At 34.4% G+C, this 23,057-nt stretch carries 23 protein-coding genes; 2 read left to right on the plus strand and 21 right to left on the minus strand.

Annotated elements, in window-relative coordinates:
• Nucleotides 1–15 precede the first annotated feature (15 nt).
• The 14 genes from glgB to agaF all read right to left on the minus strand — a co-directional run bounded on the left by glgB (nucleotide 16) and on the right by agaF (nucleotide 12,831).
• Nucleotides 16–1,911, minus strand: coding sequence for a 1,4-alpha-glucan branching protein GlgB (glgB, locus tag BN1058_RS06760; RefSeq protein ID WP_090854718.1), 1,896 nt, complete (start codon nucleotides 1,909–1,911; stop codon nucleotides 16–18).
• 149 nt (nucleotides 1,912–2,060) lie between these two features.
• Nucleotides 2,061–2,585 (minus strand): large conductance mechanosensitive channel protein MscL, encoded by a 525-nt coding sequence (gene mscL / locus BN1058_RS06765; RefSeq protein WP_255307015.1) that lies wholly within the window; start codon nucleotides 2,583–2,585, stop codon nucleotides 2,061–2,063.
• 215 nt (nucleotides 2,586–2,800) lie between these two features.
• Nucleotides 2,801–3,499 carry an HAD family hydrolase gene (locus tag BN1058_RS06770; RefSeq protein WP_090854721.1) on the minus strand — a complete coding sequence of 233 codons (699 nt, stop codon included), beginning with the start codon at nucleotides 3,497–3,499 and terminating at the stop codon, nucleotides 2,801–2,803.
• A 154-nt stretch (nucleotides 3,500–3,653) separates the two neighbouring features.
• Nucleotides 3,654–4,373 (minus strand): spore coat protein, encoded by a 720-nt coding sequence (locus BN1058_RS06775; protein WP_090854724.1) that lies wholly within the window; start codon nucleotides 4,371–4,373, stop codon nucleotides 3,654–3,656.
• A gap of 83 nt (nucleotides 4,374–4,456) precedes the next feature.
• The gene (locus BN1058_RS06780; protein WP_090854728.1) at nucleotides 4,457–5,653 is read right to left on the minus strand and encodes a DUF4317 domain-containing protein; all 1,197 of its coding nucleotides are present in this window, start codon (nucleotides 5,651–5,653) and stop codon (nucleotides 4,457–4,459) included.
• A 91-nt stretch (nucleotides 5,654–5,744) separates the two neighbouring features.
• Nucleotides 5,745–6,701: an alpha/beta hydrolase gene (locus BN1058_RS06785; protein WP_090854731.1), complete on the minus strand. Its 957-nt coding sequence runs from the start codon at nucleotides 6,699–6,701 to the stop codon at nucleotides 5,745–5,747.
• A 118-nt stretch (nucleotides 6,702–6,819) separates the two neighbouring features.
• Nucleotides 6,820–7,458 (minus strand): FMN-dependent NADH-azoreductase, encoded by a 639-nt coding sequence (locus BN1058_RS06790; protein ID WP_090856059.1) that lies wholly within the window; start codon nucleotides 7,456–7,458, stop codon nucleotides 6,820–6,822.
• 153 nt (nucleotides 7,459–7,611) lie between these two features.
• Nucleotides 7,612–8,148, minus strand: coding sequence for an NADPH-dependent FMN reductase (locus tag BN1058_RS06795; protein WP_090854734.1), 537 nt, complete (start codon nucleotides 8,146–8,148; stop codon nucleotides 7,612–7,614).
• A gap of 24 nt (nucleotides 8,149–8,172) precedes the next feature.
• Complete coding sequence (locus tag BN1058_RS06800; RefSeq protein WP_090854737.1) at nucleotides 8,173–9,078, minus strand: riboflavin kinase; 906 nt, start codon at nucleotides 9,076–9,078, stop codon at nucleotides 8,173–8,175.
• A 187-nt stretch (nucleotides 9,079–9,265) separates the two neighbouring features.
• Nucleotides 9,266–9,916, minus strand: coding sequence for an SDR family oxidoreductase (locus BN1058_RS06805; protein ID WP_090854740.1), 651 nt, complete (start codon nucleotides 9,914–9,916; stop codon nucleotides 9,266–9,268).
• Nucleotides 9,917–10,195: 279 nt separating this feature from the next.
• A complete protein-coding gene (locus BN1058_RS06810; RefSeq protein ID WP_090854743.1) occupies nucleotides 10,196–11,050 on the minus strand; it encodes a PTS system mannose/fructose/sorbose family transporter subunit IID in 855 nt (284 codons plus the stop codon).
• The gene (gene agaW / locus BN1058_RS06815; RefSeq protein WP_090854747.1) at nucleotides 11,040–11,825 is read right to left on the minus strand and encodes a PTS N-acetylgalactosamine transporter subunit IIC; all 786 of its coding nucleotides are present in this window, start codon (nucleotides 11,823–11,825) and stop codon (nucleotides 11,040–11,042) included. Before agaW ends, BN1058_RS06810 begins: the two co-directional genes overlap by 11 nt.
• Nucleotides 11,826–11,874: 49 nt before the next feature.
• Nucleotides 11,875–12,357 carry a PTS N-acetylgalactosamine transporter subunit IIB gene (gene agaV / locus BN1058_RS06820; RefSeq protein WP_090854750.1) on the minus strand — a complete coding sequence of 161 codons (483 nt, stop codon included), beginning with the start codon at nucleotides 12,355–12,357 and terminating at the stop codon, nucleotides 11,875–11,877.
• Between the two features lie 51 nt (nucleotides 12,358–12,408).
• Nucleotides 12,409–12,831 carry a PTS galactosamine/N-acetylgalactosamine transporter subunit IIA gene (gene agaF / locus BN1058_RS06825; RefSeq protein ID WP_090854754.1) on the minus strand — a complete coding sequence of 141 codons (423 nt, stop codon included), beginning with the start codon at nucleotides 12,829–12,831 and terminating at the stop codon, nucleotides 12,409–12,411.
• Nucleotides 12,832–13,443: 612 nt separating this feature from the next.
• Here agaF and BN1058_RS06830 point away from each other — a divergent pair.
• Both BN1058_RS06830 and BN1058_RS06835 read left to right on the plus strand, forming a co-directional pair.
• Entirely contained in the window at nucleotides 13,444–14,199 is a 756-nt protein-coding gene (locus BN1058_RS06830) for an SDR family NAD(P)-dependent oxidoreductase (RefSeq protein WP_090854757.1), read from the plus strand.
• Between the two features lie 83 nt (nucleotides 14,200–14,282).
• Nucleotides 14,283–15,017 carry a glucose 1-dehydrogenase gene (locus BN1058_RS06835; RefSeq protein ID WP_090854760.1) on the plus strand — a complete coding sequence of 245 codons (735 nt, stop codon included), beginning with the start codon at nucleotides 14,283–14,285 and terminating at the stop codon, nucleotides 15,015–15,017.
• Between the two features lie 154 nt (nucleotides 15,018–15,171).
• Here BN1058_RS06835 and pfkB read toward each other — a convergent pair whose 3' ends face one another.
• The 7 genes from pfkB to BN1058_RS06870 form a co-directional block, all read right to left on the minus strand.
• On the minus strand, nucleotides 15,172–16,101 hold the full coding sequence (gene pfkB, locus BN1058_RS06840) for a 1-phosphofructokinase (RefSeq protein WP_090854765.1): 930 nt from the start codon (nucleotides 16,099–16,101) through the stop codon (nucleotides 15,172–15,174).
• Between the two features lie 141 nt (nucleotides 16,102–16,242).
• Entirely contained in the window at nucleotides 16,243–17,100 is an 858-nt protein-coding gene (gene gatY, locus BN1058_RS06845; RefSeq protein WP_090854770.1) for a tagatose-bisphosphate aldolase subunit GatY, read from the minus strand.
• Nucleotides 17,101–17,141: 41 nt separating this feature from the next.
• Nucleotides 17,142–18,287, minus strand: coding sequence for an N-acetylglucosamine-6-phosphate deacetylase (gene nagA / locus BN1058_RS06850; protein WP_090854773.1), 1,146 nt, complete (start codon nucleotides 18,285–18,287; stop codon nucleotides 17,142–17,144).
• A 51-nt stretch (nucleotides 18,288–18,338) separates the two neighbouring features.
• The gene (locus BN1058_RS06855; RefSeq protein ID WP_090854776.1) at nucleotides 18,339–19,505 is read right to left on the minus strand and encodes an SIS domain-containing protein; all 1,167 of its coding nucleotides are present in this window, start codon (nucleotides 19,503–19,505) and stop codon (nucleotides 18,339–18,341) included.
• A gap of 52 nt (nucleotides 19,506–19,557) precedes the next feature.
• A complete protein-coding gene (gene galT / locus BN1058_RS06860; protein ID WP_090854779.1) occupies nucleotides 19,558–21,042 on the minus strand; it encodes a UDP-glucose--hexose-1-phosphate uridylyltransferase in 1,485 nt (494 codons plus the stop codon).
• Complete coding sequence (gene galE / locus BN1058_RS06865; protein ID WP_090854781.1) at nucleotides 21,039–22,043, minus strand: UDP-glucose 4-epimerase GalE; 1,005 nt, start codon at nucleotides 22,041–22,043, stop codon at nucleotides 21,039–21,041. Before galE ends, galT begins: the two co-directional genes overlap by 4 nt.
• A gap of 61 nt (nucleotides 22,044–22,104) precedes the next feature.
• Complete coding sequence (locus BN1058_RS06870) at nucleotides 22,105–23,016, minus strand: ROK family protein (RefSeq protein WP_090854784.1); 912 nt, start codon at nucleotides 23,014–23,016, stop codon at nucleotides 22,105–22,107.
• Nucleotides 23,017–23,057: the final 41 nt, after the last annotated feature.

A 23,057-nucleotide genomic window follows, 5' to 3' on the forward strand; every position in this document is an offset into this window, starting at 1 on the left:
CTCCCCCTTTTTCATTCATGACGATATGCTTTTTATCACACTGATTGCTAATGGCGGAATCGTCATTTCAATATGCTGATTTTGACTTTGCCATGGTGTATTTATTGATGGTAATGTGACATCGTTTACTTGACCGGATCCCCCAAAATCTAGTGAATCACTAGAAAATATTTCTTGATATAATCCTTCTTCAGGGACACCGACTTTATAATGATGATAGACTACCGGTGTGAAGTTACATATAATTACTATTTCTTCAGAGTTATCCTTATTATGACGAATGAATGAAATAATACTTTGTTCATAATTATTTGCATCAATCCATGTAAAACCTTCCTCTTTATGATCTAACTCCCATAATGCCGGCAATTGTTTATATAATTGTTGTAACTTTTGAAGATAAGTACTCACCTGTTGATGTGATTCAAATGACAATAGATTCCAATCTAATTCGTCCATGTCTTTCCACTCATCAAATTGCCCAAATTCTGATCCCATAAATAATAATTTTTTTCCGGGATGGGTGAACATATAGCCTAAAAACAAACGAAGGTTAGCGAATTTCTTCCAATAGTCACCAGGCATTTTATTTAGCAACGATTTTTTTCCATGAACAAGTTCATCATGTGAGATCGGTAAAATAAAATTTTCTGAAAAAGCATACATAATAGAAAATGTAATTAAATGATGGTGATACTTTCTGTAAATAGGATCCATTTCCATATACCTCAATATGTCGTTCATCCACCCCATATTCCACTTGTAATTGAATCCAAGCCCTCCCACATATGTAGGGTAACTAACAAGTGGCCAAGCGGTTGATTCTTCAGCCATCATTAAAATATCTGGTACCTCAGCAAATACTGCTTCATTCAATTGCTTTAGGAATCCAATTGCTTCGAGGTTTTCTCTTCCTCCGTATTTGTTCGGTTTCCATTGACCGTGCTCTTTGTCATAATCCAAGTAAAGCATACTAGCTACTGCGTCTACACGTAATCCATCCACATGAAATTCCTTTAACCAATAGATAGCGTTAGAAATCAAGAAGCTTTGTACCTCTGGACAACCAGTATCGAAACTTAACGTTCCCCAAGAATGTTTTTCTGCCTTTCCTGGATCTCTGTATTCAAATAAAGCCTCTCCATCAAATTGGCGTAATCCATGATCATCTTTGCAAAAGTGTCCAGGTACCCAATCTAATAGCACACCGAGACCATGTTGATGACAGCAATCAACAAAATAACGAAAGTCTTCTGCTGTGCCATAACGTGAAGTTACTGAATAATATCCCGTTAATTGATATCCCCAAGAACGATCATATGGGTGTTCATTAATCGGTAATAATTCAATATGGGTATACCCTAATTCTTTTACATAAGGAATGACCTTTTCTGCATACTCCCTATATGTATAATATTTCTCTCGTTCAATATACTTCCAAGAACCTAAATGCATTTCATAAATGGAAAGTGGAGATTCATATAGATTCGTTTCTTTTCTTCGCTTCATCCATTCCTGATCTTTCCAATCATAATCCTGTATAGGATGAACAACTGAAGCAGTATTGGGACGTAATTCACTAGAAAATGCGTATGGATCTGCTTTTAAGAAAACATTGCCTTGTTTAGTTGTTATTTCATATTTATATATTTGCTCTTTCTCAAGGTTAGGGATAAATAAATACCAAAGCCCACCATCATTTATCTTTTGCATGGTGTGGTCTTGACTATCCCAGTGATTAAATACACCAACTACATTAACCTGAGCTGCATGAGGTGCCCAAACGATAAAACGAATGCCAATTTCTCCGTTTTGACTATCTTCGTGCGCACCTAGTAAGCGATAGCTATATCTGGATAGACCTTTGTGAAAAAGCTCGATTTCTTGTTCTAATACTTGATCAATTACCACTCACTCACCCTTTCTTTTTAATTACAAATCATTATATGTATAGAATAAGAAAACATGTATATTTTTTTATAATGATTCATTGAGTTCTAGACACAAATGAACGCCGAGTCTTACTTCTCAGCGTTTTTTATAATTAAGTACATGAATTTCTAACGAACACGTTCTGTATTTTTCTTTATGTTTAGTCGTAACCTAGGTCTGCTATCTTCGGTCTTTTCCTTCTTCATCTGGAGACTAGAAGAACAATTGGGACATTTAATTGCTTGTGAAGGAATCGGCATTCGACAATATGGGCAATCTTTTTTCGTCATTGCATCAATAGGATGTTGATCTGGCTTTTTCCAACGATTCATTTGTCTTATTACTAAAAATATAATAAATACAACGATTACAAATCGAATAAACGATGTAATAAATAGACCATAATTAATGGTAGCAGCACCTGCTTCCTCCGCTTCTTGCAAGGAACGGTAGTGAGCACCACCAAGTGTTATAAATAAATTAGAAAAATTCATCTTTGCTAAAAAGACACCTACAGGTGGTAGTAGCACATCTGAAACAAACGAATCAATAACATTACTAAAAGCCGCTCCTAGTACTAGACCAATCCCTACTTCAGCAGCACTACTTTTCAAAATAAATAAACGAAACTCTCTAAATAAGCCGATTGGCACCAGCCCCTTTTTATTTCCTTTTTAAATAGCTATGACGAGGTGGTACAAGCTATGTATTTTTTTTGATAAAAGGACTCACAAATGATAACCTTCTTATTTATGAAACAAAAATAAAGAGGTTAATATATAAAAAAACCCATTTGAAGGTCAATAAAAACCTATCAAATGAGTCTATGTTAAAAGTTCTAAACCTAGAATATATACTTGTTGTGTACTTATTTAAATAACTCCAATAATGCTTTTGCACTATGTACTTCGTAATCGGCTTGAATGGTGCTATTCTCTGGTATCTTTCGTTTACGATGATTCATCCAAATCGCTTGCCAGCCTACTTGTTTTGCACCGATAATATCTTTTTCAAAAGAATCACCGATATATACTGTCTCTGATTTGTTTAAATCTAAGTGATTTTCGATTATATGAAAAATCTCTTTCTTTGGTTTCGCATGGCCATGATCACCTGAAATAAAAATATGATTTTCCGGTATCCATTTAGTTAAATGTAATTGCTCGATTTTCATTGATTGATGGTGTGCCTCCCCATTCGTAAGGATAGCAAGTTGTTTTTCTTGCGCGTATAAGTTATTTAAAAGTTGTTCGACATCATCAAATAAAGTGATTTTTCGTTGTTCTTCTATATATTTTTTATGAAAAAACAGTGCTTTTTCACCGTCCATTGGAATATGGAAATCTTTGCATGCAGCAATTATCCTACCAATTTGCCATTCCAATTCTGTAATTTCTCCTGCTTCACTTTGATCAAATAATCGCTCACTATGCTTTCTACTAACACGGTATATTTGATCAATTTCCTCATAGGTCTTAGATTGATCCACTAGCTCTCGAAAGACATTATGAAAAGAAAGTGCTTGATCATATAATGTATCATCTACATCAAATACTATCGTTTGCAACTTTTTTCCTCCTTTTACACACAATATAAATGTATCAATATTACCTATTGTCTTTATTAATTAAAAACGTCACTTTTTTTAACGTATGATAAATCCTAATGCGTAAATGGTGCAATAGGATCTATCATATAATTACTATAGATAAACGTAATTATCAAGATTTCGTTGTTCCATGTATAGCAACATGCTGTCTTTCTAAAATAAAGCGATTATGCTGCCATCCTAATGTGTTCATCACATATCCTAATGCATCTGCATTATATCTTCCCGCAATTTTTTGATAACAGAGTAATTCATAAATGCCATCATAATCAAAGTCAATGGCATACATACCGCTCAACGGATTAACAAAACCTGTTATCGGTTCCTTTAATTTTCCCTCTTTATCGTATATTTCATCTAAATAACTCTGATCTCTAGTAGAAATATCAATAATATAAAACAATCCATTTTCTTCACTTAGAACGGATACTTTAAATTGGTCTTGAAACGTAACTTGATATTGATATTGCTGGTTATATAATGCTGAATCAAAAAGCAATCGTGGTGTATATGCAGCAAATGAATAGATATAGTGGTTATAAATTCCTCCACTACCTCCAGTAGGAACACTAATAAAAATATCTTCGACACGATTACCAGTAAAGTCTCCTAAAAACAAAGTAGGCTCATATCCACTATCTTCAGGTAGAACAACACTACAAACAGCTCCAGTTCGACCATCTTGAACAAATACAGTAATTCGATGCAAGTATGGACTATCTGCTGTCTTTAATGCCGTTAAGTAAACATAATCAATGACGCCATCACCCGTTACATCACCAACAGCATACGTAACTAGACTAGGTACTTGATTCATACTTAATTGATCCATATAGCCCCTCTTCTCCTGTTCGACATACATACTTTTATATATCGTATGGGTATTCGTAACAAGACGTGTCAAACAGAAATAAGTTAATCCTCATCTTTTAACGAATTGTCTTTGGTAGTAAACGCTTCTGGTATCATCGTAAATCCTTCAATTACTGTATCTTCTTCTACTTCAATTAATAAACAACGTTTTCCAAAAAAATTGACTTGCCGTACATATTTTAAATCTTGTGGACTAATTGCTATGTTTGCAACTTTTGTTTTGATTTTTATCGATTTAGATTGGTATTTTGGTAGAATACTACTTGCCTTTAACTCATATGTTTTATCATCAATAATATTATGAAAGGCTTCTTCTACCTTCTCTGTATTCACATCCTCCACACCGCTCATTTTTAGTACCTGCTCAACATCCTTGTAATCAAGTTTAGGTGCTTCGTCTTCTTCATTCTCTTCAATGGTACGATTGATTTCCTCATACACATTAGAAAGCGTTGTCGTATTTATTTTATTGTCTGTTACATGCTTCACGATTTCTTCAAAAACCGCTTTATCTTCCTCTGCAGTCATAAAATCTTCTGCATTTAGTACATTTTCAATAAAGTGCATATCTAGCTCATTTGATTTCCCTGTTGAATAAAGCACATGATTTACATCAGCAGTATAATTTGTGAAACATGGGAACAAAAACCCTTTCAAAGGAGCATTCAAATTAATTACAGGATCAACAACAATATTATATTTAAACGTTTTTTCAACATAATCAAATAACAATTCTTTTCTTGGATCTTGTGTTTTATTAACACTTGATAAAATGAACGGGTGCGAATAAACCGGCTCAAATGCATTGTCCTCTGCATCATCATTTTTTCGTTTGGTGGATTTTAAATATTCTCCGCGGATAAATGTAATAACAATATCCATATCATACGTTTTATCTTTCAGCATCTTTTCAACGAGTTCAAGCATCTGGTCTTTCCAATCTTCTGCACGTTCACTAAGTAATGCTTTATGTAAAATAAGTTGACTACTATTTTCTGCTTTCGAATCAAACCGTAATTCAAATAGTTTCTCATCTAATTGACCTGTTAATACTTTTTTAAAATTCGTCATAAATAGCTCTTGTTGTTCTCTCTCAAGCATATCAAATGGTTGACTTTGATGATGATAAATCTCATCTGATTCCTTCATAACATATACATTAAAAATGTCTGAAATTTTTAATAAATCATTATCTACTTTAAATTGTCTGCGAAGAGCAGCAAGATCTTTTTTATTCAATTTATAAACAGCTCCTAAACTTGTCTATATCTCATTCATTTATACCATCATTTTATTCTAACATAGTATGATATTTTTTTGTCTATACGTGTTATAGTGCCTTCTGATCATTTGAACTTAAATATTTATTTACAAATCTTAAAAGCACTTGTCGATAGTTTTCCTGATCGGTTTGGTACGCCAATCCATGACCAGCATCTGGTATGAGTAATAATTCCTTATTAGTGGTCAATGCCGCTTTGTACAATACTTCCACCATATATTTAGGCACAAAAGCATCTTCTTCCCCATGAACAAATAGAATTGGCTTGTTGGTTTGTTGTACCTGTTTAAGTACGGATGCTTCTTGAAAAGCATAACCGGTTCGCCATTTTGTTATTAAACTAGTAACATGCAAAATTGGAAATGCTGGCAAATGATACATTCGTTTCATCTGATAAGCAAGTTCTTCCATTGCAGAAGTGTAACCACAATCCGCAACAATAGCCTTCACTTGATCTGGTAGCGATTCTCCACTTGCCATCAATACTGTTGCCGAACCCATGGAAACGCCGTGAAGTACAATTTCTACATCATAATCAAAGAAATCAGTAACTTTATCAATCCAATCCTTGTAATCTAGTCGCTCATGCCATCCAAAACCAATGTAGTCCCCTTCACTTTCACCATGCCCCCTAGCATCTGGTACCAATACATGCATGCCTAAAACTTCATGATATAGACGAGCAAAACCACTCATCGTTTTTGCATCACCAGCATAACCATGTGCAATAATGGCTACTTTATTTGTTTCGTTTTCCGGCGATAAAAAATAACCAGTAAGTGTTAAGTTATCGGTAGTTTTCTGTGTCCATTTGGTAAAATGTTGTTTCTTCCACCAGTTTTTATCTTCTTGTGTACTCAAATCAATATCTCCATCAACTTCTAAATCTGGATCATTTTCTAGAAATGGTTTGTTTCCACGAGCTACTGCAACTTGATAGAAGTAAAATCCCGCCCCTATCAATCCAATTAAAATAACAGATAACCCCAATAGAATATACACCATATACAAGCACGCTCCTTTACATGAATTATAACAAAATTATCTATTCATGGAGTCGACTATTTTTATAAAAAGCGGATAATAAAAAGCCCTCGATATTGATCGAGGACTTCGACTCTAATTATTGAGTAACTTTACTGGCTACTAATTTTTCAGCTACTGCCTTTACTTGTTCTAACCCTTCTGCAATAATTGATTCCGCTTTATCTGGCATAGCGTTATGCCCTTCAATAATAACTTCTTCTATAATATCCATACCAAAAACACCACCTAATATATTACGCATATAATTGATAGCCATATCTAGACGATCTGTCTCTGGCGTATTGTACATTCCACCACGCGCATTTAGAAGGATTGCTTTTTTATCCGTCATTAAAGGGTGCAATGTCCCTGATTTGTCAAATTTAAATGCAAATCCTGCTTCATAAATGTAATCCATAAATGTTTGCATTTTTGCTGGAATTGTATGATTCCATAAAGGAAAAGCAAAAACAATTAAGTCTGCAGCACTGACAGCATCTTTTGCCTTTTGCTTTGCATCTAACAAACGTTGCTGCACGTCTGTTAGTTCTTGCCCATTTTGCAAGTTACCAAATGCATCAAATAAATCTTGACCGAAGTAAGGCGTATCTTCTGCGAAAACATCATATGTTGTGACATTTAAATCTGCTACCGATTCCAAAAATGTCTCATACATTTTGCTTGATATTGCTTCCGTTGCTGGTCGATTGTTTGCTTTTACTACTAGTATATTCATCATTTTTGTCCCCCAACTTCTACTTTACCTACTAAATAAATCAGTAAGTTTATTTATACACACTATTATGTATAAAACAGAAACTTTAAGCAAGCATTCCAACCTAGCTCTTTGAACCAACTATTTTATCACTAATAGTATCATTTTATTTTATTATTTATTTAGACCTGCTTGAAGTTGAGTGACTTCCGCTGCAAGTGCATGTATACGTTCAATAAGTGCTTGATCAACAATTTCATTTACATCATTAAATGATTCGCTATGTGCAAAGATAGAAATCGTTGGAACTAATCCTTTTAAATAAGAAAGTACTGGTTTTAAATGATATTCAGACACAAGAAAATGTTTATCTACAGACCCAGTTGTTACTATTCCAGTTACTTTTTGTTTCAAAGCGTTGACTGGCAGATGATCAAGTAAATTTTTCAAAGCACCCGTAATTGATGCTTGATAAATTGGCGTACCAAAAATTATAATATCTGCTTCTATTATTTTATTGACCACTTGAAATGTATCTTCATTATAAAAGGCTAACGGCTCTCCTCGAACAAACTCTACTTCCACATCTCTTAGGTCAATTAATTCTGTGACTGCATTCGAATTAATTTGCTTCGTTGCTTCTAATACATGATGAACCATTACATTTGTTTTCCATCCAGCTAATGCACCTGAAACACCAACTATTTTCATTCTATCACCTACTTTTAAAGATTCTTATCCATTCTGAACTGAAATAAGTTTCTCTGCAATTTTTTTATCTTGTTTCATTTGCATGATTAATGCATCTAGATCCGAAAAATCTTTTTCTTCACGCATAAAATGTAAAAAGGATACAGAGACCGTATTCTCATAAAGATCTCCAGTATAATTTAAAATATGAGCTTCGATTAAGTAGCCATCTCCATTAACAGCAGGACGATAGCCAGCACTTATTAACACATTATAATATTCTGTAATGACATCTTCTTTATGAATACCAACGATACCAAAATAAACTCCCGGTTTAGGCATTACATAATGGTCCACTTCTCCCAGATTAAGCGTTGGAAAGCCTAGTTTTCTTCCCATCTTCTCTCCATGAACCACTTTACCAATAATCGTATATGGTTGACCCAACAATGCTTGAGCTTGCTCTACATGACCATTCACAATGGAAGAAGACACCATGTCATCAGTGACGGTATCTTCATTTACCTTCACTCCAGAAACAACCTCCACTTGAATACCCATCTGTCTAAATTTGTTAATTAATTGCGAGGAAAGGACATTATTATCTAGTAATGCTTGATCTATTACGATACGGTGAATTATTAATTGAGAAAATAAATCAGTAATCAAATCTTCAAGTGTTTTTCCTTCTTGTGGCCTTAATTGAGTATATTTAGATACATGATATTGTTCCAATAATTGAAATAGTAATTTATCTGATGTCACTTTCTTTCCCTTCAAAAAAAAATTTAAATCAATAACAGCTACTTTTTCTTCTGTATCTTTTAATGATCTTTTTGCTGTTTGTAAGACATGTTGCTTTCCCCTATGAAAAATATCAAAGCACCCTAATACTAGGGTAAATGGTGTTCGATCCATTTGTGATTGTTTTGAGATTCCTATAGATTCCATATTTAACCCTCTTTATACAACAATTTAAAATGCATGCTTACTTCCTATCTTACAATAAATTAAACGTTACACAAATAGAAATGCAACCTTTCTGAATACAAATAGACTTTTTTAGTCTATTAAAAAAAGGATTACGCATCCCATTTGCAATTGGATGAGCAATCCTTTCTTTAACACTTATAAAAAACTAACTATTTTGCACAGCTTCTTTAATAGGTGTATCTCCGCTAACAATCTGAAATTCCTTACCAATTGTTTTATCATTTTGTAATGTTTGCAAAATTACTTCTGCCACATCTTCTCTTGGAATTTCACCACGTTCTACTTTTTCTGCTAATTGGACCTTAGTTGTACCTTTTTCATTTGTTAAAGCACCTGGGTGAACAATCGTATAATCAAGATCCGTGCCTCTTAACCATTCATCAGCATAATGTTTTGCGACTACATAGGGTGAAAAAGAAGATGGTGCTGCTTGGATCGCTTCACGTGTTGTATCAAATGAGCTTATCATTACAAATCGTTTCACACCTACTTTTTTAGCAGCTTCTATTGTTTTTACAGCACCATCTAAATCAATTAAAATCGTCTTATCTTTCCCTGTTTTTGGTCCAGATCCTGCAGTAAAGACAATTGCATCTACATCTTGAGCTGCTTTTGCAATGTCGTCCACGTCACTTTCTAAATCCACCATAACAGGTTCGGCGCCTAACTCTCTAAAATAATTAGCCTGTTCCTGCTTACGTATCATCGCTTTCGCCTGTAACCCTTCACTCTTTTGAATCATAGCAACAAGGTGTCTCCCTATTTGACCATTTGCTCCTACTACTAATATATTCATTATAACCATCCTTTCCTCAATTGATTACGAAATAGCATGCCTCATTAATTGTTTTCATATATCCAATCACTATCCATTTTTACTTATACCTCAGATCATCAACAATAAAACATGAACTAAAACTATAAGAAACAATAGAAAAAGCCTAATTTGCGAATTAAAGTTAATAACTTTTAACTTTATTTTTTCACAAATTAGGCTAAAAATTGGAGACTATCGTTTTAAATCAAATAAATAGCAGAAAGACGAATACATCACCTTTCTGCTATCTATTACCTCTTAAACAATTCCTAGTAAACTACCTGCGATACCAATAACAAGTGTGACACCGATTAAAGTTAAAGGAGATCTTCCTTTTTTAAGTAACCAATAACAGAAGACAGTATACACTAATGGTAGTAATGCAGGCATAATAGAATCTAATACTTCTGTCTGTATATTAACTGGTATTTCACCTGCTTGTATGGTCCAATCAAGTTTGAAATTTACGTAAGATGCAATTAAGGCGGCAACAACGGAAATACCGACAATAGATGCAGCACGTGATATTTTCTTTGTACCCTCTTTAAGAGAACTAATGGCTGCAGTTCCTTTTTTATAACCATAATGCATTAAGAAGAATCGTAAACCGAAATGAACAGCATTAAAGGCGAGTAAGAATAGAATAGGCCCCATTATATTTCCTTCGGTGGCTAATGATGCGGCTATACCACCAGTAATAGGAAGTAATGTTAACCAGAATAAAGCATCACCTATACCACCTAATGGTCCCATTAAGGCAACCTTTATACCTCGTATCGCACTTCTATTTTCTTTCGCTTCTTCCATTGCCAAAATGATAGATTGCACAAAAGTTATTAAAAACGGGTGCGTGTTAAAGAATTGCATATGGTCTAATGTAGCTGCTTTTAAATCATCTTTATCTTTATGAATTTTTTTCAAACCTGGTAAAATACTATATAACCATCCACCAGCCTGCATTCTTTCATAGTTAAAAGATGCTTGTAAGAATAAAGAGCGCCATACCATGTGATTTAAATCTTTTTTTGTTAAAACTTTCTCAGAAGTAGGATCATTGTAACCATCTTTTATTATTTCATCTTTATTAATTTGCTCTTGTTCTTTAGATACCATCAGAATAATCCTCCTCATCTGCCACTCCAGCATTTGCTGTTTTTACTTTAGGAGATCCGCCACCAAACGAGAAATCATATGCTGCAATAGCTACTGCGATAATTGCTACAGCTAAAATCGGTAATTGTAGATAAGCTATCGCAACAAAACCAATCGCGAAAAATGGTGCATATGTCCATTTGAACATAATTTTCATTAACATTGCGAAACCGACGGCTGGCATAATTCCACCTGCAACTGTAAGTCCATTAGTTAACCACTCTGGCATCAAGCTAACAAATTCTGCTGCTTTTTCTGCTCCAAAATAAATTGGCAGAAATGAAATGATAAAGAAGAAAACGAATAGAATTACCGGACCTAAATAATTAAGTCGATCAATTGCCTTTAAATTTCCTTTTAATACATACTGATCCATTTTATGCATAATTGGTGAATATGCAGTAAATAGTAAAGTTATAATTGCCTGTGCAGCTACCGCAAATGGAACAGCAATACCAACTGCTGTTTGCGGTTCTTGACCAACAAGAACCGCAAACGCTGTACCAATAACACCGCCTATAACAACGTTTGGTGGCTGTGCACCAGCAAGTGGTACCATCCCTGCCCAAACTAGTTCTAATGTTGCACCCGCAATCAGACCTGTTTGTAAGTCACCTAGTATCAAACCTATTACAGCACCTGCTACGATAGGTCTGTGTAGGTGAGTTAATCCATTAAACTGATCAATACCAGCAATACCAGCCCATAGCCCAATAAGTATAGCTTCTACTAACACTGTCTCTCCCCCTATCAATAAATGTTATGGCATATCACTTCCATATAAACTAATCAATCTTTGTCATTAAATCAAAACCACGTTCGTTTGGAATTCCTCTAACTTCTAACTCAATTCCTAGTTGATCTAGTTCTTTAAACGTTTGAATATCTTTTTCATCAAGTGAAACCGTTGGCGAAATTTGTTTTTTCCCTTCAGCAAAGTGAATATTCCCTACATTTATCTTCTTTATAGGCACCCCCCCTTTCACTAGTTCTAATGCATCCTGTGGCGTCTTAACAACCAATAGAATCTTTTGTCTTGGTGCGGCTTTTCCAATAATACGAGCGGTTTTTTCTATAGTAAAATATCTACTTTCCGTACTATCCGGAAGAGCCATATCCATTAGATTTTGTTGAACACTATCATTGGCAGCTTCATCATTAGCAACAATAACTAAGTTTGCACCCAACGTATTTGTCCAAGTCATGCCTACTTGCCCATGTACTAAACGATTATCAATTCTAGTTAATAAAATGTTTGGTGTACCCATCAATAAATTCCCTCCTAATGTATATGAATTAAATCTTTAAAATATTACTTACTAAATGCCATCTTCTCTTTCAACTTTTTGTTTTTCTTTGGATTGATAATGCTGAAGCCCATCTTCTCCAGCACGAATGGCTTGTGTTACAAATTGATCTAACCCTAATTCACGACTAAACATTCCATCTAATAACGATGGTAAATTAACTCCAGAAATTACTTTCACATTCTTCCTTTCTATTGATAAAATGACAGATTGGTTGAAAGGTGTTCCACCAGGTATATCTGTAAAAACAACCACCCCATCTCCCTGTTCAACTTCTGCTATTGCTAGACCCAACTCATTCTTTAATTGGCTAACATTCATCCCTTCCTTAAAATCAATTGCTTTCATATGTTCTTGTTCACCAGCAATTAATTGAATAGATGAATAAATTCCTGAAGCAAATTGCCCATGACCACAAATGACAATTCCAATCATAGTTTCCCTTCTTCCTTTGTAAAAAATGATTTAAAGCAAGCGTTTACATTGAACTTCTTTATTACATGGCAAATATCTTCTACAATATCCAGAATCGTTTTTGATATAAGCAACCCTCTCGACTAAAAAGGTGAGATAATAATGAATTATTTAGCTCACGTCCCGTCTAGTTAGTGAACAGATTATCAATAAACTGAATTATCAAGATCCATATTTACCCTTGTTCATACTCTATCTGATAGATACTCACTTGTTGTATGAATTTATTGAACTTATCAATGCTTCTTTATTTTGCTCATTGTTATATGTATGTGCTTATCTAGTAAATATACTTATTTTTTTATTTCCAATATCCATAATATTTTTCAAATAGTTGATTATTGTATACATCTGCTCCGTCGACATTAGAACTCCTAAACATAAGTACAAATCCCACTTATTTTTAACAAGAAGTGTTAGCATAAAACACAAAATGTATTCGTAACTTTATATAAGCACTAATCCACTGGAATAGGTTCGATCCACTCAAATCAAATTACTGTATTAACAAAATGCTTATTGTTAAAATATAACTAATTAAGAAATATTACTATCAAAATTGGAGGCATTTACATGGAAAGATTAAAAGACAAAGTAGTGATTATTACTGGTGGTGCTGGTGGAATTGGCAGTGGTATGGCTAAAGCTATGGTTAAAGAAGGTGCGATCGTTTCCATTGTTGATGTAAATGAAGAAACTGGAAAGTCAATGGAGAAAGAACTGCAAGCTTACTCTCCTAACTCCATGTTTTTGCAAGCTGATTTAATGGATAGAGATAACCTTGGAAAAATTATTTCTACTGTTGTAGACAAATATGGAAAAATTGATGTGCTCGTTAATAATGCACACGCATCGAAGCAAGCATCATTTGAAGATACAACACAAGCTGACATAGACTTATCATTTAATACTGGATTCTATCCAACCTTTTATTTGATGAAGGCCGCATTTCCTTATCTGAAAGAAACAAAAGGAAATGTTATTAACTTTGCTTCTGGGGCAGGATTAGCTGGGCACGAAACACAAGCTTCTTATGCTGCTGCAAAAGAAGCTATCCGCGGCATTTCTCGTGTAGCAGCAAACGAATGGGGCAAATTCGGTATAAATGTTAACCTTATTAGTCCGATTGCTTATTCTCCAGGTGTCGAAGCTTGGGCGAATGCTCAACCAGAATATTATGAGTCAGTAAAAAATCAAATTCCATTAGGTCGTTTTGGTGATGTAGAAAAAGATATTGGTAGCGTTGCTGTATTTCTTGCATCTGATGACGCGCAGTACATGACAGGTCAAACATTGATGGCAGATGGTGGATCTATTATGCTACGATAAGTCTTTCCTATCCCCCTATTGTTATTTAATGGTATTTCATATGAAATATACATGAATAAAATAAATATTTAGGAGGCATTACGATGGACAGATTAGCCAATAAAGTTGCGATTATTACAGGGGCTTCACGAGGAATGGGAGCTTCACATGCTCGTTTATTTGTAGATGAGGGAGCAAAAGTAGTTATTGCTGATATTCTTGAAGAAGAAGGCGAACAATTAGCAAATGAACTTGGAGATAATGCAGCGTTTATTAAGCTTGATGTAACGAAGAAAGAAAACTGGGAAAAGGCTGTTTCCTTTGCTGAAGATACATTTGGTCCTGTAAATGTCTTAGTCAACAATGCTGGTATTACAATGAATAAAACGATTGAAGAGATCACCGAAGAAGAGTATAGAAAAATCATTGATATTAATCAAGTTTCTGTTCTATTAGGAATGAAAGCTGTTATTCCTTCTATGAAAAAAGCAACTATTGGTTCAATCGTAAATATTTCATCTCTTAATGGTCTTGTTGGTGGTGCGATTGGGTATACCGATACAAAATTTGCTGTAAGAGGTATGTCAAAAGCCGCTGCGCTTGGTCTAGCTCATTATAATATTCGAGTTAATTCTGTGCATCCAGGAGTTATTGAAACACCAATGATCGCACAAGAAGACGCCAAAGAAGCCGTTAAAGAATTTTCAAAATTCATTCCTAATAAAAGAGTAGCAAAACCAGAAGAGGTATCAAATCTCGTATTATACCTTGCTTCTGATGAATCTAGTTATAGCACTGGTTCGGAGTTTGTCGTTGATGGGGGGCTCACCGCCCAATAACACTGAAATTATTAAAACAAAAAGAGATTCTCATGAATTAAGCTTTTAATTAGACCCATTTTTAAGGCAGGGTTATATATTATTGGTATCAATAAAAACGGTTGTTTAATTTCTTTTTTCAGAAATTGAACAACCGTTTTAATATACTCCCTTACTATATTTGTTCAACTGTAATTTGATCTACTATTGAATGCATATTTTCCGGGTTAATAGAACCTGTTTTTGGTTCCATGGCATTTAGTACACCCATACTAAGTCCAAATTTAATTAATTCTTCCGTTTCAAGCTTACGTTTTAAACCAGCGGCAAATCCTGCAATTACTGAATCGCCAGACCCGACCGGATTAATAGCATCTATCTTAGGAATTTGAGCATAGTATAAATCATTATCTTTTTTAATGATTGCACCGTTAGCACCAAGTGTGATAACCACCCATGGAATATTAGCAAAAATGTCTGAACGTAATAGATCTATTATTTGTTGTCTGTTCTCTATTTTTTCATTTACAATTTGAGCTAATTCTTCTTGATTAGGTTTTATCAAGAATGGTTTTGCCCCATCGGTTAATATCTGGTTAAGTAGCTTCCCATTAGTATCTAATAATACTGGAGTATGGTATTTTTCAGCTTTTGATATTAGCTGTAAATAAAATGAATAGCTAAGTCCTTTAGGTAAACTTCCTGAAATCGTAACAATATCAGCCTTTTTTACATATTCATCGAACACATCTAGAAATTTGTTTCCTTCCTGTTCATTAATTACAGGACCTTTTTCTAGTATCTCTGTCTGTTTTCCATCATGTAAGATAGCTATACAGTTCCTAGTTTCCTCATCTATTTTAATAAAATGATCTTGTATGCCTATTTTAGTTATTTCATTACTAATGAAAGCTCCTAATTCTCCACCTAGATAACCTGTTGCCATTACTTGCTCATCAAGCTGTCTTAATACCCTGCTCACATTAAGTCCCTTTCCACCAGCAGTTTTAGCAACTTCATTAACACGGTTAACTGTGTCAATATTCAATTCATCAAGATTGTAACTAATATCTACTGACGGATTCAATGTTATCGTCAAAATCATATTATTACCTCCTTTAATACGGATAAATATTTATTGATACAAAAAAGAAATCAAATCACTTCGATTTGAATAAACCTTTTGGTTCAAATAAAACAAACAATAAGTGGAGTGGGAAATCTCCCACTCCATAAATAATGTTTGTTATGCTTTACCATCACTTTTACAAATTAAGATTTTTTCAATAACTGCTTTCTTCATATAATCTTTTGCTAATTTCATATATTTTCTTGGGTCCGTTTCATTAGGATTATTTTCCAAAAATTCGCGCAATCCTTCAGAGAAAGGAATTTTTAGCTCAGTAGAAATATTTACTTTCGCACAACCAAGTTCGATTGATTTTTGCACATCTTTTTTAGAAATCCCAGATGCACCATGCAATACGATAGGAACATCTACTAAATTACTAATTTTGTCTAAACGTTCAAAGTCCAAATTAGGTTCTGTTTCATATAAACCATGCCCAGTACCGATAGCAACAGCTAATGAATCCACACCTGTTTTTTCAACAAATTCCACAACAGTATCTGGATCTGTATACGCTGCATCTTTCGCTTCTACTACCAAATCATCTTCTTGACCAACTAGTTTTCCTAATTCTCCTTCAACAGTTGCACCATATTTATGTGCTTCATCCACAACCTGTTTCGTGATTTCGATATTTTTTTCAAATGTATGATGTGAACCGTCAATCATAACTGACTTCGTACCAAGCTTAAGTGACTCTTCAATAGATTCAAAAGTTTCGTGGTGATCTAGATGAATTGCAATTGGAATATCATTTTCTTTAGCAGCTACTTCAACAATTGCTTGAATATAAGCCCGACCAGAATAGTTCATTGTACCAGGTGTTGCGGCTAAAATAACCGGAGATCGCAACTCAACAGCAGCTTCTACAACAGTTTTAATTGTTTCTAAATTATGAATGTTAAACGCAGGGACTGCGTAACCTTCTTTTCTCGCTTTAATTAACATTTCTTTAGTATTTTGCACGTACCCCATCTCATTACCTCCTAATAATAGACATCACAGCATATCTATTATTATTTTTTGAATTTTATCGTACCTTCTACTGCTGTCGCATGCACATCAAGTGATTGATCCAATACAACATAATCAGCAACTTTCCCTTTTGAAATACTACCAAGTCTAGTATCCTTGCCTAGGCTAAGAGCAGGTGAAAGCGATCCTTTATGCCATATTTCATATAGTGGTTTACCACTCCACTTTTGTAGATTCTTCACACCATTTATTAGTTGTAATGTACTTCCAGCCAATGAACCAAATTCAGTCTTCGCTATTCCATCTTTCATCACTACTTTAAATTCACCTAATTGATATTCTCCATCAGGCATTAACCCTGCACGCATACAGTCAGTAATTAAAATGAGTTTCTCTTTTTTTATTTCACTAGCTAATGTTGCTATATCAGGATGAACGTGATGACCATCACATATTAATTCAGCATATACATTATTATCAGTTAGTGCTGCCCCGACAACACCTGGTTCCCGATGATGCAAACCTGACATACCATTAAATAAGTGAACATAATTATTTGCGCCTTCTGAAACAGCTTGTTTACAACAATCATAACTTGCATCTGTATGAGCAATACTAACTTGAACACCAGTACCTGTTACATCTTTGATAAATTGCATCGTGTGTTCTCTTTCTGGTGCAAGTGCTATTTTGACAATAGAATCTTTTGCAATCTTCTGCCATTCTTGAAATTCCTTTAAATCAGGAGTTTTAAAATGATCCGGATTTTGTGCTCCTTTATGTTTCTCAGTAAAATAAGGACCTTCTAAGAAAATCCCTTCAGATTGTGCACCAGGTAACGCTTGCTCATCTGCCTCTGTAATTGCTTTAATGGCCTGCTCTATATCCGAAGTGGAAGAAGTTAATGTTGTCGGTAAAAACCGTGTTACACCTTGTTCTAATATAGAGGCCGATATAGCTTGAACCGCTTCGACAGTTCCATCCATAATATCGTAGCCATTTACTCCATGAATATGGGTATCAAACAATCCCGGAGCAATCGTATACCCACTCCAATCTTCGATTTCACTTCCCTCAGGAACAGTATCAATAAAGTCGTCAAATTTTCCATTCTCGACTTTTAGATATCCACCTTTTTTTTCACCATCTTCTAATAGAAACCGATCTGCTAGAATATAATAACTCATTTCCTACTCATCCTTATCATCCTAATTGTAAATCTTTGTTCATTCTTGTTTTTAGTTTTCAAATGGATGGATCGTTACACCTTGTACAACACGATTCACTTTACCATCCGGGCTTGGATTATCAGGCGTAATTCCTAATTGAATAGATTTTTTAAGTGAGAATGCTTGAGCAAAAATAATATAAAGCAACGAAAGATAGAAATCACTTAGCTCATCTTCATTATGAATAACATGTACAGTCCACTCTGCTAATTGTTCTACTTCTTGATCATCTTTTGTAGTAAGAGCAACTACTTTCACTCCGTCTGCATGTAACTCTCTTAAAATATCTAAATCATATTTTCTTGTATAAGGATCTTGAGAAATGAATAACATAACAATGGATTTATCATTTAATACTGACTTCGGACCATGCCTAAATCCTAAAGATGATTCATGAAGAGCAACTACCTTCCCAGCGGAAAGTTCTAATAATTTTAAAGCAGCTTCATGTGCAAGCTGACCCAACAAACCAGATCCTAAATAGACAATTCTTTCAAAATCGACATCTACGATACGATCGATGATATCAGAAAAATCATCTAAACATTTTGTTGCATTAACAGTAAGTGAATTCATTTCCTTATCGGAAACGCCCTTTTCAGAGAATAAGGAATAAGCAGTTAATAACATACTTGTAAAACTACTAGTCATAGCAAAGCCTTTATCGTGTGATTTCTCTGGTGTTAAGATGACAAGACTATTATCATCTGATTTTGCATTCTTTGCTAGTTTCCCCTCGTTGTTACAAGTGATGATCACTTGATAAAAGTCTTTGATTATTTGCTCGCCTAAGCTAACAGCGGCAACACTCTCCGGACTATTTCCTGACCTTGCAAAAGATACAAGTACGGTTGGTTTATTTTCTGAAAAATAATTCGTAGGGTTAGAAACAATATCTGTTGTTGGAATAGATTCAAACTGAACATTGCTTTTGCTTTGTTTTCTTAATTCTGGAACTAAAGTATCACCAACAAAAGCAGACGTACCAGCGCCAGTAAAAACCACTCGTACATGCTCATGCTTTGCATATACCTTCTGGATAAATTGTTTATACGTTTCTTTTCGATCTGTAAACTCGCTAAATAACTGTTGCCATACTTCTGGTTGCTGATGTATTTCTGTTGCTGTATGTGTTGCTTTCGTTTGTTCTAATTTTTCAGGTGTAAGATTGAACATTAAATATCCTCCTTTTAAAACTTGGATATAAGCATCTCTATTTGTTATTTGATTATTTATTCATGTTAAGTTCGTTAATAAACGTCAAAAAAGCATCTTGATTCTTAAAGACACCAATATCCTCTAAAATTCTGGCAAACTTATCTCCTAATTCTTGCTCGATCATCGTTTCCATTTCTGTTTCATCTGTCAAATGCCCATATTTACTTTTTAAAATAGTCGCCCACTGCCGATGTTCTTCTTTAACAGCAGATGTTTGTCCTAAAATATATTTTTTAACACTGTCCAGTTCTTCTACTAGCCTTGGTGGCAAAACAGCAAGTCCCATTACTTCAATCAGTCCAATATTTTCTTTTTTAATATGATGGACATCTTGATGTGGGTGGAAAATACCAGAAGGATACGCATCAGTAGTACGATTATTTCGTAATACTAAGTCTAATTCAAAGATATTTCCTTTATTTCTTGCTATAGGCGTTATCGTATTATGCACTTCTTCTCCACTGTGAGAAATAATATTTGCCGTTTCATCGGAGTAATTTCTCCATTTAGTAAGTATAAGATCAGCTGCCTCAACCAATCCTTCTATATTCTCTCCTTGAAGTCTTATTACAGAAGCAGGCCAGTTTAATACAGAAGCCTTCACATTAGGAAAATTGTTTAATTGAAAAGTAAACAATTCCTCTGCTATCATCATAGGGAATTCATAGTTTCCGCCTTGATAGTGATCATGACTCAATATCGAACCACCAACAATTGGTAAATCAGCGTTAGATCCCATGAAGTAATGTGGAAACTTTTCTGTGAAAGTCAATATTCTTCGGAAAACATCACTGTTGATTTTCATTGGTCGATGCTTATCAGATAATAAAATACAGTGCTCGTTATAATATACATATGGTGAATATTGTAGATTCCATTGTTCACCTAGCATATCTATTCTTATTAACCTATGATTTGCACGTGCTGGATAACCTGTTCTACCTAAATAACCTTCATTTTCTTTACATAGCAAGCATTTTGGATAACTTGGTGCATCTTTTTTTATTAATCGCTCTTTTTTAATTTGTTCTGGATCTTTTTCTGGTTTCGATAAATTTATTGTGATTTCTAATTCACCATAAGTAGAGTCTGCCTTAAACGAAATATTTTTCTTAATTCTTTCTGTTTGAATGTAATTACTGTGCTTACTTAATTGATAGAAATAATTCGTAGCAGATTCAGGTGACTTCTCATATTTCTGATAAAATTTATCATTCACAACAGATGGTCTTGGTATAAAACAATCCATGATATTTGCCGATAGGATTTCTTTATCATCTAGGTTATTGTCAATAATTTGATTATCCACAGCATAGTTTACTATTTCTGAAAGAATACTAGGAATAGAGTCATTTATTACTGTAGTTGGGTATTCTACACTTTCTATTCCTAACAGCGCAATGACCTTATTCTTAACATATTTGACATCTGTATCTTCTATTAACTCTAATGTTAAACCTTTATTAATTAAGCCTGTGATAAGATCATGAATCATTCTTTTATCCCTTCTTTATCATATCCATAAGGATGAGCGGAATGCCATTTCCATGCATCTTCTACTATTTTCTTTGAATATGTTTTTGTAGGGTCCCACCCTAAAACTTTTTTTGCCTTTTCAGAACTAGCAACTAGTGTACTAGGATCTCCTACTCTACGCTCACCATTTTTAGCTACTATTCCTTTCCCAGTAACCTCTCTTGCTGTATTTATCATTTCTTTTACAGAAAAACCTTGATTACTACCAATATTAAACACATCGCTATTGCCACCATCTCTTAAATATTGTAACGCAAGGATGTGAGCATCAATAAGATCTTCTACATGAACATAATCACGTATACATGTTCCATCAGGTGTGTCATAATCATTTCCAAAAATCGTAACATGTGATCGTTTTCCAAGTGCAGCTTCAAGAATAATTGGAATTAAATGTGTTTCAGGTCGATGATCTTCACCAATCTCTCCTGATTCTCTAGCTCCTGCTACATTAAAATAACGAAGAGAAACGTACTTTGTTCCATGCGCTTTACTTGCCCAGTGACACATTTTTTCCATGGTTAATTTTGTTTCACCATATGGATTTAATGGTTTTGTTTTTTCAGTTTCCAATATAGGCACTGTCTCTGGCTCACCATATACTGCAGCGGTTGAAGAGAATACAATATGCTTGACATTCTCTTCCGCCATTACTTGTAATAATACCTGCGTTCCATAAACATTGTTGTCAAAATATTTAAGTGGTTTTTCCATGGATTCACCGACAAGTGAATTAGCTGCAAAATGAATAACAGATTCTATTGATTCGTTTTTAAATACCGTTCTAAGGAAATCTATTTTTCTAATATCACCTTGATAAAAAGTTGCTTCTGGATGTAGTGCTTCTTTGTGACCTGTTTCTAGGTTATCTACAATGATGACGTCTTCACCTGAATCCATTAACTTATAAACAGCATGCGAGCCTATATAACCAGCACCACCCAAGACTAAAACACTCAATACAGCACCACCTTCATAAAACTATTTAGCTTGTATATTTATATCTCTACTAGTCTAAATGCTAATCGTTAATCATTCGAAAAGGCCTTAAACCTGCTCCAATGATTCCTTGATCACTTCCTAGATGACTAATGTGTATTTCATCTAATATATGTTTTTGTTCATCAATAAGATGTGTATCTAATTTTTCCTTAATAATGCCCAATAAAGCTGGATTTTTAGTAGCAATACTTCCACCCAATACAATTTTATGTGGATCTAGTAAACTATTTATCATATAGATACCATGAGCAAATGAAGAAACCATATCATCAATTAAATCTCGAGCTACTGCATTTCCATTTTCATATTTAGCAAAAACATCTTTTGGCGACAATTCTTCATTATCAAAAACTTTTCTTGCTTTCTTTTGTAGTGCTGGTCCCGCAGCAACGAGTTCCAATCGTTCGACTGGTTTCTCATGCCCTGGAGCATAAGTAGGAACAAGGCCTAATTCGCCTGCAAACCCTGCTCCTCTAATGAATTTTCCTCCTTTAATGAAAGAGGAAGAAATGCCTGTACTTATTGTAATATAGGCAAATAATTCTTCTTCACTTACTTTTGCTTCTGCCCACTCGGCATAAGCAGCCATATAGACATCATTATCTATTACTATATTTTCAATTTGTAAAGCCTCTCTCAATCGGTCAACTAGTGGAAAGTTAGTCCAAGGGAGGTTGTTCTGAAATACTGCAATTCCATTTTCAATATCCACTTTCCCTGGAACACCCACACCTATTCCGTATATCTCTTGCGTTGGAATGCTACAATGATTCATTAGTTGATTCACACAACTGATTACTCTTTCAAACATCTTCTCTCTATCAGATGGATCACTTTCTACCACTTCACTCTGAATTAAATCACCTTTTTCATTAACTATTCCAGATGCAATTTTTGTTCCACCAATATCAATTCCAATAGCATATTTCAATGAACATACCTCGCCTTCCCTTATACCTAACTTTTTATTTG

Origin of the sequence: Paraliobacillus sp. PM-2 (assembly GCF_001368815.1) — a bacterium.
Taxonomy (GTDB): domain Bacteria; phylum Bacillota; class Bacilli; order Bacillales; family Amphibacillaceae; genus Paraliobacillus.

Excerpts from the sequence above, each read along its gene's own strand:
- BN1058_RS06810 (WP_090854743.1), bottom strand. The coding sequence starts at position 11,050 with ATGGTATCTAAAGAACAAGAGCAAATTAATAAAGATGAAATAATAAAA.
- BN1058_RS06830 (WP_090854757.1), top strand. The coding sequence starts at position 13,444 with ATGGAAAGATTAAAAGACAAAGTAGTGATTATTACTGGTGGTGCTGGT.
- BN1058_RS06795 (WP_090854734.1), bottom strand. The coding sequence starts at position 8,148 with ATGAAAATAGTTGGTGTTTCAGGTGCATTAGCTGGATGGAAAACAAAT.
- agaV (WP_090854750.1), bottom strand. The coding sequence starts at position 12,357 with ATGGGTACACCAAACATTTTATTAACTAGAATTGATAATCGTTTAGTA.
- BN1058_RS06785 (WP_090854731.1), bottom strand. The coding sequence starts at position 6,701 with ATGGTGTATATTCTATTGGGGTTATCTGTTATTTTAATTGGATTGATA.
- BN1058_RS06805 (WP_090854740.1), bottom strand. The coding sequence starts at position 9,916 with ATGAATATATTAGTAGTAGGAGCAAATGGTCAAATAGGGAGACACCTT.
- agaF (WP_090854754.1), bottom strand. The coding sequence starts at position 12,831 with ATGATTGGAATTGTCATTTGTGGTCATGGGCAATTTGCTTCAGGAATT.
- BN1058_RS06790 (WP_090856059.1), bottom strand. The coding sequence starts at position 7,458 with ATGAATATACTAGTAGTAAAAGCAAACAATCGACCAGCAACGGAAGCA.
- BN1058_RS06835 (WP_090854760.1), top strand. The coding sequence starts at position 14,283 with ATGGACAGATTAGCCAATAAAGTTGCGATTATTACAGGGGCTTCACGA.
- pfkB (WP_090854765.1), bottom strand. The coding sequence starts at position 16,101 with ATGATTTTGACGATAACATTGAATCCGTCAGTAGATATTAGTTACAAT.
- nagA (WP_090854773.1), bottom strand. The coding sequence starts at position 18,287 with ATGAGTTATTATATTCTAGCAGATCGGTTTCTATTAGAAGATGGTGAA.
- BN1058_RS06855 (WP_090854776.1), bottom strand. The coding sequence starts at position 19,505 with ATGTTCAATCTTACACCTGAAAAATTAGAACAAACGAAAGCAACACAT.
- BN1058_RS06800 (WP_090854737.1), bottom strand. The coding sequence starts at position 9,078 with ATGGAATCTATAGGAATCTCAAAACAATCACAAATGGATCGAACACCA.
- galT (WP_090854779.1), bottom strand. The coding sequence starts at position 21,042 with ATGATTCATGATCTTATCACAGGCTTAATTAATAAAGGTTTAACATTA.
- gatY (WP_090854770.1), bottom strand. The coding sequence starts at position 17,100 with ATGGGGTACGTGCAAAATACTAAAGAAATGTTAATTAAAGCGAGAAAA.
- BN1058_RS06775 (WP_090854724.1), bottom strand. The coding sequence starts at position 4,373 with ATGGATCAATTAAGTATGAATCAAGTACCTAGTCTAGTTACGTATGCT.